General features: G+C 44.0%; 16 protein-coding genes. All 16 read right to left on the minus strand.

Annotation, left to right across the window (positions count from 1 at the left end):
* Nucleotides 1-9: 9 nt before the first annotated feature.
* Complete coding sequence (locus AABM38_RS22860) at nucleotides 10-678, minus strand: hypothetical protein (RefSeq protein ID WP_423408448.1); 669 nt, start codon at nucleotides 676-678, stop codon at nucleotides 10-12.
* Entirely contained in the window at nucleotides 675-1,070 is a 396-nt protein-coding gene (locus AABM38_RS22865; RefSeq protein WP_423408449.1) for a pilus assembly protein, read from the minus strand. The genes AABM38_RS22860 and AABM38_RS22865 overlap by 4 nt, the downstream gene beginning before the upstream one ends.
* Before the next feature lie 46 nt (nucleotides 1,071-1,116).
* Nucleotides 1,117-1,530, minus strand: a complete 414-nt coding sequence (locus AABM38_RS22870; RefSeq protein WP_335377347.1) for a hypothetical protein — start codon at nucleotides 1,528-1,530, stop codon at nucleotides 1,117-1,119.
* Nucleotides 1,531-1,537: 7 nt separating this feature from the next.
* Nucleotides 1,538-2,188 (minus strand): hypothetical protein, encoded by a 651-nt coding sequence (locus tag AABM38_RS22875; protein WP_423408450.1) that lies wholly within the window; start codon nucleotides 2,186-2,188, stop codon nucleotides 1,538-1,540.
* Complete coding sequence (locus tag AABM38_RS22880; protein WP_423408451.1) at nucleotides 2,181-2,540, minus strand: hypothetical protein; 360 nt, start codon at nucleotides 2,538-2,540, stop codon at nucleotides 2,181-2,183. Before AABM38_RS22880 ends, AABM38_RS22875 begins: the two co-directional genes overlap by 8 nt.
* A 16-nt stretch (nucleotides 2,541-2,556) precedes the next feature.
* The gene (locus AABM38_RS22885; protein ID WP_423408452.1) at nucleotides 2,557-3,129 is read right to left on the minus strand and encodes a hypothetical protein; all 573 of its coding nucleotides are present in this window, start codon (nucleotides 3,127-3,129) and stop codon (nucleotides 2,557-2,559) included.
* A 20-nt stretch (nucleotides 3,130-3,149) separates the two neighbouring features.
* The gene (locus AABM38_RS22890; RefSeq protein ID WP_423408453.1) at nucleotides 3,150-4,760 is read right to left on the minus strand and encodes a hypothetical protein; all 1,611 of its coding nucleotides are present in this window, start codon (nucleotides 4,758-4,760) and stop codon (nucleotides 3,150-3,152) included.
* A gap of 13 nt (nucleotides 4,761-4,773) precedes the next feature.
* Nucleotides 4,774-6,168, minus strand: coding sequence for a vWA domain-containing protein (locus AABM38_RS22895; RefSeq protein ID WP_423408454.1), 1,395 nt, complete (start codon nucleotides 6,166-6,168; stop codon nucleotides 4,774-4,776).
* Between the two features lie 49 nt (nucleotides 6,169-6,217).
* Nucleotides 6,218-6,424 (minus strand): hypothetical protein, encoded by a 207-nt coding sequence (locus tag AABM38_RS22900; RefSeq protein WP_423408455.1) that lies wholly within the window; start codon nucleotides 6,422-6,424, stop codon nucleotides 6,218-6,220.
* A gap of 43 nt (nucleotides 6,425-6,467) precedes the next feature.
* Nucleotides 6,468-7,400: a type II secretion system F family protein gene (locus tag AABM38_RS22905; RefSeq protein ID WP_423408456.1), complete on the minus strand. Its 933-nt coding sequence runs from the start codon at nucleotides 7,398-7,400 to the stop codon at nucleotides 6,468-6,470.
* Nucleotides 7,401-7,404: 4 nt separating this feature from the next.
* Nucleotides 7,405-8,331, minus strand: coding sequence for a type II secretion system F family protein (locus AABM38_RS22910; protein WP_423408457.1), 927 nt, complete (start codon nucleotides 8,329-8,331; stop codon nucleotides 7,405-7,407).
* Complete coding sequence (locus AABM38_RS22915; RefSeq protein ID WP_423408458.1) at nucleotides 8,328-9,680, minus strand: CpaF family protein; 1,353 nt, start codon at nucleotides 9,678-9,680, stop codon at nucleotides 8,328-8,330. Before AABM38_RS22915 ends, AABM38_RS22910 begins: the two co-directional genes overlap by 4 nt.
* 12 nt (nucleotides 9,681-9,692) lie before the next feature.
* Nucleotides 9,693-10,844 (minus strand): AAA family ATPase, encoded by a 1,152-nt coding sequence (locus AABM38_RS22920; RefSeq protein WP_423408459.1) that lies wholly within the window; start codon nucleotides 10,842-10,844, stop codon nucleotides 9,693-9,695.
* Between the two features lie 376 nt (nucleotides 10,845-11,220).
* Complete coding sequence (locus AABM38_RS22925) at nucleotides 11,221-11,922, minus strand: SAF domain-containing protein (protein ID WP_423408460.1); 702 nt, start codon at nucleotides 11,920-11,922, stop codon at nucleotides 11,221-11,223.
* 644 nt (nucleotides 11,923-12,566) lie between these two features.
* Complete coding sequence (locus tag AABM38_RS22930; protein ID WP_423408461.1) at nucleotides 12,567-14,576, minus strand: penicillin-binding transpeptidase domain-containing protein; 2,010 nt, start codon at nucleotides 14,574-14,576, stop codon at nucleotides 12,567-12,569.
* Nucleotides 14,577-14,712: 136 nt separating this feature from the next.
* On the minus strand, nucleotides 14,713-15,624 hold the full coding sequence (locus AABM38_RS22935) for a peptidoglycan DD-metalloendopeptidase family protein (protein WP_423408462.1): 912 nt from the start codon (nucleotides 15,622-15,624) through the stop codon (nucleotides 14,713-14,715).
* Between the last annotated feature and the right edge of the window lie 178 nt (nucleotides 15,625-15,802).

The following is a 15,802-nucleotide window of genomic DNA, read 5'->3' on the forward strand; positions in this document are numbered from 1 at the left end:
AGGAATTTTCTATGGGAAAATCGGAAGTCCGCCTGAATAGACAGATTCTAAATATGATAGAGACGGACCATAGCCACCTTGTGGGATCTTCGCTAAAAAGTCCTGGATGTATTTGTTATCAGAGATGGACTGAAAGGTTGCAGTTGATTTCACTTCCAGACGCCAGTCGTCCTCGTCAAAAAGGATTTCTGTATCCTCCATGTTCGCATTATTGGCATTAATGATATCCTGGATGTCCGCCGTGGCTACCGCGTAAAGGTCACTGCTGTCATTACCCAGCCTATTCCGGAATGCGATTTTTAATAACGGGTGTTTATCAAGCCTAGGCGGCAGCACATCGTTTGCAGCCTTAATAAAGGCATCTGCTTCAGAAGCACCGTTTGCCGTATATTCCGCTTCCTTTTCGGTAATCAAATCTTCAATGCTTTTTCCACCATCGAGGACTTTTTGGGCGACGGATTCTGGCCCGCTGTCGAAATCCTTAACCGCTTCCTTCGTCTTTTCAATAATCGCCGCAGTCCCGGCAATCGCCGCCTGCTCAACCGAAAGGCTGGCATGTTCTTTTACAATAAAAACTTTAGCAATGTTCAAGACGATCAAAAAAAGGATCGCTACAATACCAAGGAGCCACAGCATGAAAAAGACGGCGTTCCCTCTCTCATTGCGGAGATACTTCATGGCACCATCACCTTGCCAATTGCCTCCTGGTTAAGGTCTAGTGAAGCAGCACTTTTCCATGGAGATGGAACAAACACAAGCGGATGATTTGCAGACAGCTTCATTTCAAACTTCCCCTGGCCATCAAGGAAAACAACCTGCATGTTCTTGTAGTTGATTACCGAGCTGGTCCCGATTGTTTGGATTGCCACTTGCTCCGCTTCATTGATATCATTGGTCGCTGCAAACGTTTTAGCTGCGTTATTGACCGCCGTTTTTGCCGTGAAAACTGCATATCCGGAGGCGACCACCTGCCAGAGAAGCAGGAAGAACATAAAAAAGAACGGCAGGATTCCTAAGAATTCAAAGGTAATCGCGCCTCTTTCATTATTGAGTTTATTTTTTCCTGACATTAGAGACACCCCGGATAATTAAAAATAATTGCCTAGAAGCACTGTATTATGCCTTCAATTCCATGCGGTTCAATTTATATTGAAGGTACCAAATATGAAAAATAACGAGAAGCCAAGGGTTATACACTTTTTCATTCAGTTCATCTTCGATCGAATCTCTTGCCCTGAATACTGAAAAATACATAATTCCAAGGCCGAAAAAGGTAAGGATTAAATCTAGACTGTTAAAGACATTGATCCCCAGCTCGGTAAAAATGCCTGTATGGACAAGATTAAGGATAAAGGAAAAGATGTAAAGACCAAAAAGTACTTTCAGAGCGGTAAAATTAAGATTATTTTTTAACGTTTCGAAGTTCTTTTGCCGTGACAAAAACCAATAAGGAACATAGATTCCAAGAGAAACAGAACTCAGGAAAACCATCAGAGGGACATTTGTTTTTTTAAATAAGCTATTTTCCATAAATCATCTAAACCTCCGCAACATCTTCATACCTTTCCGCCAGATAAAAATAGATCAGCGGAAAAATAAACAGGTTAATCAGTATTCGCAAGATCGTATACGTAATGAGGTTCATATCGAATTGTGCAATCCCATTAACAAATAGTGCCCAAACCAGCAAATTAATAGAGGCTAGCAAAATCACATCTCGATGGATGGAAAAGAATCTGCTTTTATAAAAATGAACTGCCTTTTTGGCAAGGAGCTTAAAGTTATCTTCACCATCATTATAAAAGGGCAGAAAAAATGCTATGGTCAGCAGGATGAGTCCGGGAATGATAAATAAAGTAGTTCCTATATAAGACAGCAAAAAGATGATCATTGAACCAAAAAACACAAATCCGAACGACGAAATGAATGTTTTCAGCATACTTTTCAGACTGTAATCTTCGTTTATTTTCAAGTGTTTGTATAATTCAAGGAATGGCTTCATTGTAAGGATAAACATCAATACGTACACGTAGAGTGCCAGAACTGTCTCAATACGGTTCAGGTCAAGCTGATTAAAATAGTAAATCCAGCCGTACAGAAAAATTTGAACTGGAAGAATGACCAGGATCGTAAAACCAAGTATCTTCAGCAAGCTCTGATTATAATAATAGAAAATATCTTTAAGCATGGGCCATGCTCCTGTTTCTCATAAAAATTTTGGCGTATGCACCTGCAAGTGATACACAAGTACCGGTCAATAAAGAATAAAACACCACATCAGGATTGATCAGTATGTTCAGTCCGAGTACCAGATACGAGAATGCCAAATTAATGATGACCAGGGCGAGAGCGGTCATATATGCATTGAAATAGGGATAAACAGTATTTGTTGCGGATGCTATATATCCATTTAAAAAGTAAGTGATAATTAGAGAAAAAATTGATAAATTGAAGATATCCTGAATCACCACGACGCCGATAAAACCAGTTCCCATCATAAGAAGGATTGAGATCCCCAATGTCTTGATAAAGGCATTCATTTTTCCACCCCGCAAGCTATTTAAACTTTGTAAAAACACCGACCGTACTCTGCGCGAAGATTCCCAGCCAGAGGGATCCAATGAGCAGAATAAGTGAAAAATAGGCAAATGTTGCATTTGGTCCAAATGCATAAGAGAAATACTCTGCCGCTTTGTAGTAACCTCCTGCTCCAGCTACTAGCGCTAAACCCATTGTTCCGTGTAAAAGAAAGGTAAACTTACGGTAGCGATCACTCTCGGCAAAAACAATTGCATGCATGAGACGATGATATCGGAAGGTAATGAACGAAGCAGCGATCCAGATTCCTATAATGACTAACTGAATAAACGGCCGATCCTGGTAAAGCTTCACTGCTGGCAAAGCAAAATAAATAGAGCTTAAGACCAGACAAAAGTAACCAATGTATCCTCTTAGCTTACTTGATTTTTTTGACTTCCCAGTAAGGTCAAGGTAGACAGCAAATAAAAACACAGGCACGAACAGGGCAAGTGCCACCCACATGTAAACCATTGAAAAATCCGGGATTGGGAGAGTAATAGCTCCAATCACCAGCGGACCTATTGTTAGTATTGTTGTATTTTTGACCATACTCACTCTCCCTTTCCTAATTAGCCAAATACTCCTGACAGTTTTCCTTTCACACCATCAAACAGCTTTTTGACTCCTTTTTGAACGCTATCCTTAATGCTCTTTCCTGTTTTTGATTCCAGGAAAAGAGATATCCCAATTGCCGTCACTGCTCCTACAACCGTTCCCACTCCAGGTACCACGGAACCTGCCGCTGCTCCAGCTCCTGCTGCTGCAAGCCAGCCGACTCCAGCGCTCACTGCTGTAGACCCAACTCCAAATGCTACATCGGTTGTAATTCCCGCTGCAAAATCTGTTACGTGCGCAGATTTATTCTCTTGTTGAGCAAAATCACTGATTCTTGGAGCAACAGAAAGCAGGACATTCGCAATCCCGTTTCCTTTAGCTACTTTGCTTAATTTGAAAAATTCTTTATTGATGATATTGCCGCTTTTCCAGTTTGATGGTTTTAACGGATTATTAATACCAAACCAGTTTTCCGACATTTCCTTGCCTATTTTTGAGGTCACGGTTTTAAAACTCATATTTTCCTTGAAGAACTTATCAATATGTTTAGCTTTAACAGTCGTGCCACTTCTTAAATTCTTAGTAACCACGTTCGTCTTTTTTCCAAAAGCATCTGTTACCGTTTTCTGGTTCCCTTTCAGGATCAGCTTATTTTCTTTAAAGCTCTGAAGATAATTGTTATACCTCTTATTTAACCATCTATTAAACTTGTTGTTGTTATCTACAACATTATTTTTCCCGAGAATTTGATAGAGGTTCTTGTTCCCAGTTGCAGTGTTCAAATCCTTGATCCTGAACCCGGCAGCAAGAGAGAGAGTACCATCCAGAATCTCACCTAATCTTTTTGGATAGGTGACAAGAAACTTTTTAGCTTTCTTAGCGTAATCCGCGGTCGTCTTCACTCCATCTAACGGTGAACCATCAGCATCGCCATTTCCGGCTGATGCTCCGGCTCCTCCACCAGATGTACCGCCATTAGGGCCTTGACCTCCATCTGGACCCTGGCCTCCGTTCGGGCCCTGGCCTCCGTTCGGACCTTGACCTCCATTCGGGCCCTGGCCTCCGTTCGGGCCTTCACCACCGCTTGGACCTTCTCCACCACTTGGGCCTTGGCCTCCGTTCGGACCTTGACCACCGTTAGGGCCCTGGCCTCCATTTGGGCCTTGACCTCCATTCGGGCCTTGGCCTCCTGTCGGACCATTGCCGCCATTCACAGCCTGGCCTCCGTTCGGGCCTTGACCTCCCTGAAGAGGACTTCCACCTTCAATCCCGATGAACTCCCAGTAAAAGGCACCTGGGGGTGGCGGCGGAACATTCGGGATGATGAATAGACCTAAGGCATTTGGGGATTGCGGGATAATCGGTGTTCCCGATGCCCCGCCAGCTTCTCCAGACTGTGCCGCATCCCCTGGCTTAACCGCTTCTCCCGGTTGGTATACTTTGCCCGGAATGATAAATTGTCCGCCATCAATCGGCTTTCCTGGCTTGTATGTTTGACCCGGCTTAATCGCTTCACCCGGCGTTATGAAGGTGCCGGCCATTGCCATATAAGGCATGACGTTCCAGAATAGCAGGACGGCAATCATCGATATGGCAAAGATTCGATTAAATGTCCTTTCACGCAATTCGTTCACCCCGCTATTGGGAATTTTGCTGGTACTTTTCTTCAAGTGACTTGATTGCTTCTGAATAATTCATTTCGTTCAAAGTATGGAGTTCTTCCTTGAATTTCAGTATCTCGGAATCGATCCAGTCGTGGTATTCACGATTTTTTTCTTCAATGTAAACACGAGATTCAGCTGTCATCATTTCATTCTGCCATAAAACAAAAGCCACATGATTGATGAGATCCTTCTCTTTCTGGCTCTTCACTTCTTCACGAGTGATATAGACGAAGATATCCAGGCTGTTCTGGACTTTTTTGAGGTCAATGCTTTGCATGCCTTTCTTTTTCCACTCATCCCACGATTCAGCCAACTGATTTATCTGTGATAGTTCGTCGCTTAGTTCGGATTCATCTGCCACGCTCGTATAAATACCTTCTGTCGCTGCCGCAATTTCTTTGAGCTGTTTCTGCCCTTCATTATCGATATCAAAGCCGATTACATTGATAATTGGCTTTATATTTGAACCAAAAAGGCTCTTTGCTGCTTCAACTGGGTTATCTTCACATGTCGAAACCCCATCACTTACCAGGTAGACGATGTTTGTATTCGTCGCCCCATCAAACTGGCTTAAATCCTTCTTTGCTTCATTTAAAGCAAGACCGATTGGCGTCCAGCCGGTAGGCTTGATTTTATCCAGCGACGACTGGAACTTACCAGAATCAAAGCTTGAGATCGGGTACATGATTTCACTGCTGCTGCAGGAAAGCTGTTTATCAGAGTCGGCATTGCTTCCTTTATGGCCATAGACCCGGATGCCAACTTTGGCATCTTTCGGAAGCTTTTGTACGAATTGATTAATTGCGTCCTTAGCAGCATCCATTTTTACCTTGCCATTGACTTCCTGAGCCATGCTTCCTGAAGCATCCAGAATAATTTCTAAGTTCAAGTTTTCTTTAAATTGATAGCGGGTATCCTTCATCTCAGGACTGCCAATTGACTGGAACTTCAGACGCTTTATGGCTTCCTCAGGCCCTTTATAATCCTTCTGGACCATCTTCAGCACTTCGCTGTAAAAAAGATCAAGCTCTTTTTCAGAAGGAGTTCCGGACACATCAGGAAGCTCCTTGAATGTCTCCAGAAACATCTGTTGATTTTCTTCAGTCAGATCGTAATTTAAATCATGATATGGTCCCTGAGACAATGCCTCAAGCTCCTGATAGGTTGTTGGCAAAGGTTCCACAGCCAACTCTTCCTTTGGTTCTTCTTTTTCTTGATCCTCATTCGCTTTTTCATCTTTAGCTGGTTTTGTTTCTGCAGTTTTAGCTTTATCTGCAGGTTCTTTGCTCTTCTCAGCTTCCTGGCTGCAGCCTGAAACAAAAACGATAAGACCAATCAATAAAACCAGGAAGTGTTTGATTGCTTTCATTCTTTCCCCACCTTAGAGTATTGCTGTGAATTTCTTTTCCTGAAAAATATTAGCCAACCATTTTCGTGATTTTATCAATGATTTTCGTAATAACACCTGTAATGCTGCCCTGGCTGCTGCTGACCGCCTGAGAAACAATTCCCAAAACAAGAATTAATAATGCCGCAAGTCCTAACCATTCCAAAGACTGTGCTCCTCTTTCGTTTCTTACAGGTACCATAACTTTTGTCCATGCTTTGATCATTAAGTTTTTCATCGTAGAATCTCTCCCTTTTGTTTGTTAGTAGATTGTTGGTTTCTTATTTAAATAAATCAAATAGATTTGAATTGCCGCTGAATAGATTGATGACCATCAGTCCGCCGATTAAGATCAGGGCGGATGGCATGACGAGGAAGGTGGTGATCAAGGTTACCTTTGGTGAGGCTTTTGCAGCCTGCTCCTTGATCTTTTCCTTCTTGATTTTGCGCATTTCCTCGGATTGGTTTTTGAACGTCCTGGAAATCGGCACCCCGAGTCTTTCTCCCTGAATCAGGGAGCGGATCAGGGTCTGGAATTCCCGGCTGTCATTTCGTATGAGCAAAGTGTTATAGGCTTCTGCCCTTGGCACCCCTACATCCGTTTCCTGGATGAACCGGCCAAACTCTTCTTTAATTGGTCCCTCGAAATAAGGAACGATATCCCGAAGCGCCTGGTCGAGCCCTACCCCCGCCTGGAGCGTAACACTCATCGTATCGAGGAAGTCGGGCAGCTGGAAGCTCAGTTCTTCCTGACGCACCTTCGCCTTCCGCTTCAGCCACATGACGACTGCAAAGTATCCTGCGATTGGATAAAGAATGACGGCAATCTGGGACATCGGAAGCTGCAGAACGAGGGCAATGCCGCCAATGATTAATCCAACGACCATCATGAACATTTTTAATCCCTGGAACCGCTCGACCGTTAAGCCATATGGATAACCGGCGTGCATAAGCAGCTTCCTGACCTCATGATCCTCACTGAAAAAGTTGACCCTTTGGCCAATGGATGAGAAATCATCCGCATACTCGAACACTTTCGTTAAAAACTTTTCTTTTCTTGTGATCTTTCTTTCAAACGCATCGTAGATATAGGTTTTTTCGTGAATCTCTTTCTTCAGGTTCTCTTTTGATAACAGATAGTTATAATAGCTTCTTAAGGAAATCGCCAAAAACGCCAGTGACAGGCAAATGACAATAATAATTAATCCATCCATGAGATTACACCCTTATATTGGTTACCTTTCTGACAAGGATAAACGTAAGAACGGTACCACCCAGGAAAAATAACAGCAGGATGATGCCGATCCCTGAAAACAATGGGTCAATGAAGCCATCGATGACGTTATTCATCATCAACACAAGGAAAATCGGCAGGACTGGCACCATATAGGAGACATATCTTTGTTCCGCCGTCATCGTCTTGATTTCCTGCAGCAGGATTTTCCGGTCCTCGAGCGTCTGGCCCATTTCATCCAGAACGGAATACAAATTTCCGCCCGCCTTTTTCTGGATTAACAATGTGGCGACGAACAGCTGAAATTCCCGGCTTTCAAGTCGTTTTTCCATCGCTTTTAACGCGGCGTTGAAATCAATTCCCAGGGAAATTTCCTGTGCAAGCCTTCTAAACTCTCCCTTTGCAGGCTCGGCTGCTTCCTGGGCGACCATATTGATTCCCTGCGTCAGGGTCATCCCCGAACGCGTGGCATTAGCCAGCGTGCGGCATATTTCCGGGAGCTGTTCCACCAAACGCTGTTTCATCTTATTTTTTCTCAGTAAAAATAAAAGCCGTTTCCCGCCTTCAAGCACGATTGCAGCAGCAATCAGGTTGGTCGGGAATTGAATGCTGAAGAAGTTCTGTAAAACAATAACCAGCCCCATGAAGACTACGATCTGGGCTCCAATGTATTCCGATGGTGTCAACGGGATGTTTGCTGCCCTTAATTTTTCATAAAGAGGCTGGGCACCTTCTGTCCTGTCATACCGGTCTCCCCAAACGACGAGCACACTCTTCCGCTTTGCACCATCAAGATAAAACTCATTCGCCCTCTTCTTCCATTCGCGTTTTTCCTTCCGGTAGTCAAGGATGTAATAAATCGCGATGATGAAGGCCAAAGCAGACAGGGTCGAAACGATAAATTCCGTCATTGTTTCACCTCCTCGTATACAGGGGTAAAGGCTGATTCAGGAATGTTGATTCCGAAAACCTTCAGCCTGCTCAAGCATTCCGGTATATAGCCTGTCGGCGTGAAGTGCCCGATGATTTCCCCATCAGGTCCGATTCCAGTCCGTTTGAAATGGAAGATTTCCCTTACTTCATGTGAGCCATCCTTCTTCGTCACGACCTCGGAGATAGAGACGATTTTACGTGAACCATCGGTCAGCCTTGTCGCCTGGACGATGATATCTAGGGCACCGACGATATATTCACGGACGATATGGCTCGGCAAATCCATTCCGGCCATGACGACCATCGCCTCGACTCTGCGCAGTGCGTCATCCGGCGAGTTGGCGTGAACGGTCGTCAGCGAGCCTTCGTGACCGGTATTCATCGCCTGGAGCATGTCAAATGCTTCCCCGCTTCGAACCTCACCGACAATGATCCTGTCGGGCCTCATCCTCAGTGAGTTTTTAACAAGCTGACGAATGGTGACTTCACCGCTGCCTTCGACGTTTGCTGGCCTTGCTTCCATTCCGACCACGTTTGGCCTGTTGAGACGTAATTCCGCGGAGTCTTCAATTGTAATAACGCGTTCACCGAAAGGAATCGAAGCGGCAAGCACGTTTAGAATGGACGTTTTACCACTGCCAGTTCCTCCAGAAATCAATGTATTCATTTTTGCCTTGACGATGCCCTCAAGGAATTCTGACATCGCTGAATTCAAGGTATGGAAGTTTAATAGGTCCTCCATCTTGAAAGGTTCTTTTCTGAACTTACGGATCGAGACAAGCGTGCCATTCAAGCTGATTGGCGATATGACCGCGTTCACACGGCTGCCGTCCGGAAGTCTCGCATCAACCATTGGCGAGCTTTCATCAATCCTTCTGCCGATCGGCGCTACGATTCGATCGACAATATGCCTGACATGATCATCATCGCGAAACTTCACATCCGAAAGCTCGAGCTTACCGAGTCGTTCCACATAGACCTCTTCAGACCCATTGATCAGCACTTCCGTGATGGATGGGTCATTGATCAGCGGCTCAAGCGGCCCGAAACCGACCGATTCATCAAGGATCCTTGTGATCAAGATCTCTTTGTCATGGCGGGAGATAATGACCTTTTCCTCGGACATAAACTGTGAGACAAGCTGTTCTATACGGAGCCTCATTTCACCCTGTGTCAGCTTTGTCAGCGCTTCAAGATTCGTGTCTCTTAAGAGCCTTGCTTTGTAATGTTCAACAAGTTCATCCACAAGATGGTTTTCATATTGATAGGATTGAAGTTTCGCAGAGACAACGACCTTTTCTTTTCGTTTATCAAATAAAGATGCCATTCATGAATCCCCCTATTTCAATACAGAAACCGCCCATTTTCTTACGTCCTTAGCAAAAGGGATCATCCGTTTTTCTTTTGCGATTTTTCTGACCGGCTCACCTTTATTGATAAAAGGCTGCAGCCCTTTGATATCATGCCTTACTGTTGCGGCTATCGGGAAGCGCAGGAACGTTTTTAAGTCCTTTTCCTGCACCTCGTTCTCCTTGGCCAGTTTGTTGAGGACAATGGCCGTCCTTGATGGAAGCTCCATCCCCAGCCTTACCGCCAGCTCCTCGAACTGCTTCAGCACTTTTAGCGCAGGAGTGTCCGGAGTGAGGACATAATAGATTTGATCCGATTCCTCAAGTGCAGTGACTACATTGCTGTTGATATAAGCAGGAAGGTCGACGATGACGAAGTCAAAGCTTCTTCTGCACGTCCTAAGCAATTTAGCGACGAATTCCTCGGTAATCGTTTCCGCAGTTTCCGCATCACATGGGCTGATTAAAACCTCTAATTTCGATGATTCCAGCTTCTGCGATACGTTTCGGATATGGCTCTCATTCAGCTCATTGATAACCGGAGTCAGGTCGGCAATCGAACGGTTCGATTGGATGGATAAAAGCGTTTCGATTCCGCCAAACTGTAGGTTTAAATCGATTAAGATAACCTCGGCGGTAGACTCGAGCTTGATTGTCTGGGCAAGTGCTGCTGCAAGATTTGATTTACCGTTGCCGCCATTGCCGCTGAAAACCGTAATGATTTTTCCGCGTCCGCCTGCAAAAGAAGAGAATGAAGTATCCTGCTTCAGCTTTTGCAGCTCATAATTCTGGAAAATCGATGGGAACCGGCTAATAAATAACCCGTGCTCCTCAGGGTAAACAAAAAATTCAGAAGCCCCCGCTTTTGTGATATTCCGGAGCTGTGAGAAATCCGAATTCTTCGCGATAAAAATAACAAGTGTTGACGGACTTACCGACTTGATATATTGAATACTCTCAACTTCAATGTCCCCATCCGCCTGGACAAAAATGACAATATCCTGAACATCGCGGTTAATCTCCCGGACAACATCACCGGGTGCGATCAGCTGGATTGGATAACTCCCAGAAATGCCATTTAAAATTTGGTTATGAATGACCTCATCATCACTGACTAATAAAATCTTAAGTTTCGTTTCCATCGGTTCCCCTCATACCATCATTTTTATTTATTAGCTCTGTTAAACAAGGCTGTTGATTTTCGTTCCAGGCGCTGAGCTTTCCGCGGAAGAATTATGAAAAAGCCCAACTGCCGGCTATTTCATAAACAAATTCTTCTAGGGGCTGGCGCTGAGCCTCCTCGTCGCTTCGCTCCTGCGGGGTCTCACCTGTCCAGCTGCGCCCGCAGGAGTCTTCGCGCCTTCCACTACAATCAACAGGATTTGATATAACATTGGGCTAACAGAGCCTTTTATTTAGTTACTGCCTTTTTTTAGAGGCAGAATGAATTTTTACCATGATGCTTAATTGATATAAGTTAATTATTAATGTTTTGTGGTTTGAAACAAGTAAGATTCTTTATGGTGTACCACTTTGTTTTGTATCGGTTTGTTTATTATCTGCCGGTTTGGTACCTGTTGGTTTTGTCGCGTCTGTCTTTTTTGGCGTGGTTGCTGCTGGCTGCTGGGCCTTTGGCGGCTGTGTACCAGTCGGCTGCGTCTTCTGTTCAGTACCTTCTTTGGTTGTATCCGTTTCTGGTGGGGTTGCTGTATTCATCGTATCGCCTTTGCCGACGTTTGCTTTCAGCACCCGGACCTTGTCTGCGTAGTTCTGGATATGTATAAGTTTTGGCGCGTCTTCCATGCTTACTTCAAGCGCAACTCCTGCGAAATCCTTACCATTTCCCTGTGCGTATGCTACGGGTACATCCCTCATGAAGATTTCCGTCTTTTGCTTTCCGTTATCGTCGGTAGAAACAATAATATCAACACGGTCAAGTGCTTCGATTACCTGGTCGAATTGTATTTTTTCAGAAGGATACATGGAGACGAGGCGGTTATTTTCATTTCTAAGATTTGAGAATGGCTTTAGCATGTTTTCGGTTATGATATTTCCCTTGGAAACAGGAACAACCAGTACTGTATTGACTAAATCATCTTTTTTCACGACGTGAGAACCCTTTACATAAAACTTATTTGGGATTTCCATCGTCGTGATTTGATTTTCCTGGATCAGTGTCCTCGCTGGGATGTCGCTATTCGCAACATAGATTTTCGTCATGCCCCCCAACTCTGAGTTTAAGTCCTTTACTTTTTGATACACGAGGTATCCAGCCACTGAGGCTAAAAGAAAGGCAAGTAGCAAAAAGATGGTCGCTCTCCTTTTTGACTCTAACATCCTGCATTGATTCCCCTTAATGGTTATTTTTTATTTTTTATGAAAGAATTGGAAATGTTCATTTTCAAATTCCCAGTTTACTAAGTTAATAAACCTAAAAAATTAAAATTTCTCCTCTTTATTTACTATCACCCGTTCACATTTTAGTCAAATATTTACCAAAATAAGGAATAGTTCGTTTTAACTAATTTAATTGTAATTTTTGTTGAATATATCTTTAGTTCGAACTATTTTTTGTATTATTATGGGTCGTTTTTCCTTCTGTGAAAACGTATTATTCATTCTCAGTGAAAAATGCCTTTTCAATTTTTAGGCACATTTACTCATTTTTCCAAAAAGTTGCTTTGTAGGACTGAACCCCCAATTTATCCACTCTACCCCCATAAAAAATTTATCTCACCGTATCTGTCCAAGCTGGCTCTGACTTAAACGGGGCTGGAGACTCATTTTGACATGGTTAGACTTAATGTCGGTTATCTTTGAACACACAAAAAAAGGTCCAGCCTTATTGGCTGAACCTTAATCCATTATAATCCACTTTGCTGTCTTAGCTGATAAAATGCTTTTACTCTTGTAACGACATCTTTGGAGCCTGAGTTCTCGATCATCATCGAGACAATCAGGTCTGCAGATTGAGGGTTGTAGGCGACGAACCATCCGAGTTCTTTGCCTTTCTCACCTTGTTTCTGTTTGATCTCTGCTGTACCAGTTTTTCCGGCAAGCGGATAGTTGGCCATCATGGCACTATGTGCGGTACCCCTTGGATCCGTGACGACCTTGGTCAGCATCTTATTGAGTGTTGCTGAGTTTTCCGGAGTGATTACGTTTTCGTTCCAAACCTGTCCTTGCTGGTCTTCGATTCCAAGAATCGGCTTAATCAGATTACCCTTGTTCATCAAAGGCGAATAGGCTGCAGCCAGATGAAGCACATTCATCTCGACTTGTCCCTGCCCATAGGCTGAATCGGCCAGACTGATTTCACTTTCCATTTTGCCAATTTGCGATGGCTCCATTGGATACAAATATTCCGGCTGATCCTCAAAGCCAAACTTCTTCAGGCCCTCCGCAAAGGTATCAGCGCCGATTTTCTCAAGTGCGGCTCTGGCAAAATAAATGTTGTCCGAGTATATGAGCGCTTTTTCCAGATCAATGTTTCCTTTGATATCTGAATACCTGGTGACCTTGTAATTACCCCATGAAGCGTCCTTCTGCCATTGCTTTGTGTTGATTTCATAGGCGGTCTTCGGCGTAAGCTTACCGCTTTCAAGTCCGATGGCTGCCGTAACGGCCTTGAGAACGGAGCCTGGCGCATACGTAAGCTTGAATCTATTAAGGAATGGCTGCAGTGGATTTTCCTCTAGCAATTTGCGCTTGTTCTGCGAGATTCCAAGCGTCATCTCGTTTGGATCGAAGCCTGGTGAGCTGACCAGGGCGAGCGTTTCACCTGTCGTTGGATTGAGCGCAGCCGATGTGCCAGCCTTTCCTTTGAGTTGATCATATAATTGTTCCTGCATGACCACATCAATTGTCAGCTTTATATCCTTTCCATTTACGACCGGTTTTTCTGCCAGCACTTTTTCAGTTCCGTTTTCTTTTTTAATCGAAATTTTGATTCCGTTTGTTCCTTTTAACTGCTCTTCAAGCACCTGTTCCAGGCCGCGCCGGCCGATGAAGTCCGTGCTTGAATAACCTTTGCCCTCAAGTTTTTCAAGATCATCGGCGGTGACAGGACCGATGTAGCCAAGAAGGTGGGAAAGGGATTCGCCATACGGATATTCACGCGCTCCAACTTGCTGGCTGGTAACACCGGCTAGCGCAAACACTTTCTCCTGAAGCGCTTCATCTGTCCTTGATATTTTTTTCAGCGGCACAAAATGCTCTGGCTTTACCCAGCTCGCATTCAGCGCCTTATTGATTTGTTCTTCAGACATATCGAGCATCCCGGCAAGCTTCTTGATGATTTGGTCCTTTTGCTCGCCCATTTCGCCAGGAACCACACCAATTTGCAGGGCTGTTCCATTGATCGCCAGTCCATTCCCTTCCCGGTCAAGAATGGCGCCTCGTTCCGCTTTCACATTCTGGAAACTAATCTTATCCCCAGATCCCAGTTCAGGGAAAATAAAAGTCGTATCCCAATCTACATACCAATTTGATTCTTTATCCCGTTCCTCTTTTACGAGAGTGGCCTCATGGTCAAACGCAATTGGCCCACCGACACTCTCCATTTTCGCCGAAAAAGGCAGTGAGGTCTGGTCTTCCTTATGCTCCTGTTCCTCTTCCGGCTGCTTATAGCTGACCTTCAGCTTGTTAATCTCTAAATCTTTATAAATTTTATTATAGCGATTGACGAACTCCTCCTTCGAGATCGTTCCCTTCGCTTCCTCAGATAGGTATCCATACATCTCTTCAAACTTCTGATCATTCCACAGCTTCACATACTGCGAAAAACGTTCCTCCGGAGTCGGTTCCTTGCTACAGCCAGCGACGAATACTGCAAAAAATATAAATCCTACTAAAAACAAAAACATCCGTTTCATATGTACCCCTCCTCCCGTCTGATTTTACCATATCAATTCCAAGTAACAAAAGAAAGAACCAGCCCATGCCGCTTTAACACATTAACGTCCTGGGGGTCAGACCCCCAGGACGTTAATGTGTTAAAGTATTTATTGTTTAAGAGTTAGTTGATTCTTCTGAGTCAGTTGAAGTGTCTTTGTCTTGGCCTGCGTCTTTGTCTTCACCGGCGTCTTTTTTGTCAGAGCTGTCATCTGCTGGTTTTTCTTCATCTGGAGTTACGCTGTCATCTGCTGGTGCGCCTTCTTGATCAGCTGCACCTTCTTCTGTAGCTTCTTCGGACTTGCCTGCATCTCCATCAGTAGCAGCTTTTTCGTTCGTAATTTCTGCTTCCTGCAATGCGCTAAGCGACTTGTTGAAGTACTCATGCGGATTTACAGGGACATTGTCCTTACGGATTTCAAAGTGTACGTGGTTGCCAGCCTTTTCATTGATCAGGCTTGTACCAGATTTCGCAATGACTTGTCCTTGCTCGACTTGGTCGCCAACTTTAACTTCGTAGTCTTTAACTGATTGATATTGTGTTACAATACCTTTGTCATGCTCGATTACAATGACGTTTCCTAGTAAACCATCTTCCATGACTTTAGTGACAGTACCGCTTAATGAAGCAACAACATCAAATTCCTTGCCATCTTTAGAAGCAATGTCCAATCCAGTGTTCGGATGGTACGTATTGTCATAGAACACTAGAGCTGCTTCTTGCTCTTCTGCCTTGCTGTCATTATCATAGAATCCCATTTGGATGACAGCGTCGTCTTCACTCACCACTGGCATTACAAAGTTTTCCATTGCGCGGTTAACTTCAACTGCTGGCTGGTCATTGAATTTTTTGCCAGGCATATCAGTCGCTTTGTACTCCGTCTGATCTGTTCCGTTGCTACCGCTGTTTTGATACCATAGGACACCAGTTAGAATGATTGCGGCACTAGCAATATAAACTGTTGGATACACCCACCGCTTCTTGAAAAAGCTGTTCTTTTTGTCTTGAGAAGATCTTTCCTCTCTCATTTTCATCACCTCAGCAATCAGTCTGAACAGATGCGAAAAAATATATACATAGAGTTGAAAAATTTTTTACTGCTTATTTTTCGACAAAGGTGATTATTTTATGCAAAAAAGTTTTCGGGCGGGGAAATTCCAGGTTTTGTGCTGAATACCATCGTGTTTTCGGGCGGGGGGAATTTCA

It is taken from the genome of Heyndrickxia sp. MSNUG, assembly GCF_049532715.1.
In the GTDB taxonomy this organism is placed as follows: domain Bacteria; phylum Bacillota; class Bacilli; order Bacillales; family Cytobacillaceae; genus Mesobacillus.

Excerpts from the sequence above, each read along its gene's own strand:
- AABM38_RS22860 (WP_423408448.1), bottom strand. The coding sequence starts at position 678 with ATGAAGTATCTCCGCAATGAGAGAGGGAACGCCGTCTTTTTCATGCTG.
- AABM38_RS22865 (WP_423408449.1), bottom strand. The coding sequence starts at position 1,070 with ATGTCAGGAAAAAATAAACTCAATAATGAAAGAGGCGCGATTACCTTT.
- AABM38_RS22870 (WP_335377347.1), bottom strand. The coding sequence starts at position 1,530 with ATGGAAAATAGCTTATTTAAAAAAACAAATGTCCCTCTGATGGTTTTC.
- AABM38_RS22875 (WP_423408450.1), bottom strand. The coding sequence starts at position 2,188 with ATGCTTAAAGATATTTTCTATTATTATAATCAGAGCTTGCTGAAGATA.
- AABM38_RS22880 (WP_423408451.1), bottom strand. The coding sequence starts at position 2,540 with ATGAATGCCTTTATCAAGACATTGGGGATCTCAATCCTTCTTATGATG.
- AABM38_RS22885 (WP_423408452.1), bottom strand. The coding sequence starts at position 3,129 with ATGGTCAAAAATACAACAATACTAACAATAGGTCCGCTGGTGATTGGA.
- AABM38_RS22895 (WP_423408454.1), bottom strand. The coding sequence starts at position 6,168 with ATGAAAGCAATCAAACACTTCCTGGTTTTATTGATTGGTCTTATCGTT.
- AABM38_RS22900 (WP_423408455.1), bottom strand. The coding sequence starts at position 6,424 with ATGAAAAACTTAATGATCAAAGCATGGACAAAAGTTATGGTACCTGTA.
- AABM38_RS22905 (WP_423408456.1), bottom strand. The coding sequence starts at position 7,400 with ATGGATGGATTAATTATTATTGTCATTTGCCTGTCACTGGCGTTTTTG.
- AABM38_RS22910 (WP_423408457.1), bottom strand. The coding sequence starts at position 8,331 with ATGACGGAATTTATCGTTTCGACCCTGTCTGCTTTGGCCTTCATCATC.
- AABM38_RS22915 (WP_423408458.1), bottom strand. The coding sequence starts at position 9,680 with ATGGCATCTTTATTTGATAAACGAAAAGAAAAGGTCGTTGTCTCTGCG.
- AABM38_RS22920 (WP_423408459.1), bottom strand. The coding sequence starts at position 10,844 with ATGGAAACGAAACTTAAGATTTTATTAGTCAGTGATGATGAGGTCATT.
- AABM38_RS22925 (WP_423408460.1), bottom strand. The coding sequence starts at position 11,922 with ATGACGAAAATCTATGTTGCGAATAGCGACATCCCAGCGAGGACACTG.
- AABM38_RS22930 (WP_423408461.1), bottom strand. The coding sequence starts at position 14,576 with ATGAAACGGATGTTTTTGTTTTTAGTAGGATTTATATTTTTTGCAGTA.
- AABM38_RS22935 (WP_423408462.1), bottom strand. The coding sequence starts at position 15,624 with ATGAGAGAGGAAAGATCTTCTCAAGACAAAAAGAACAGCTTTTTCAAG.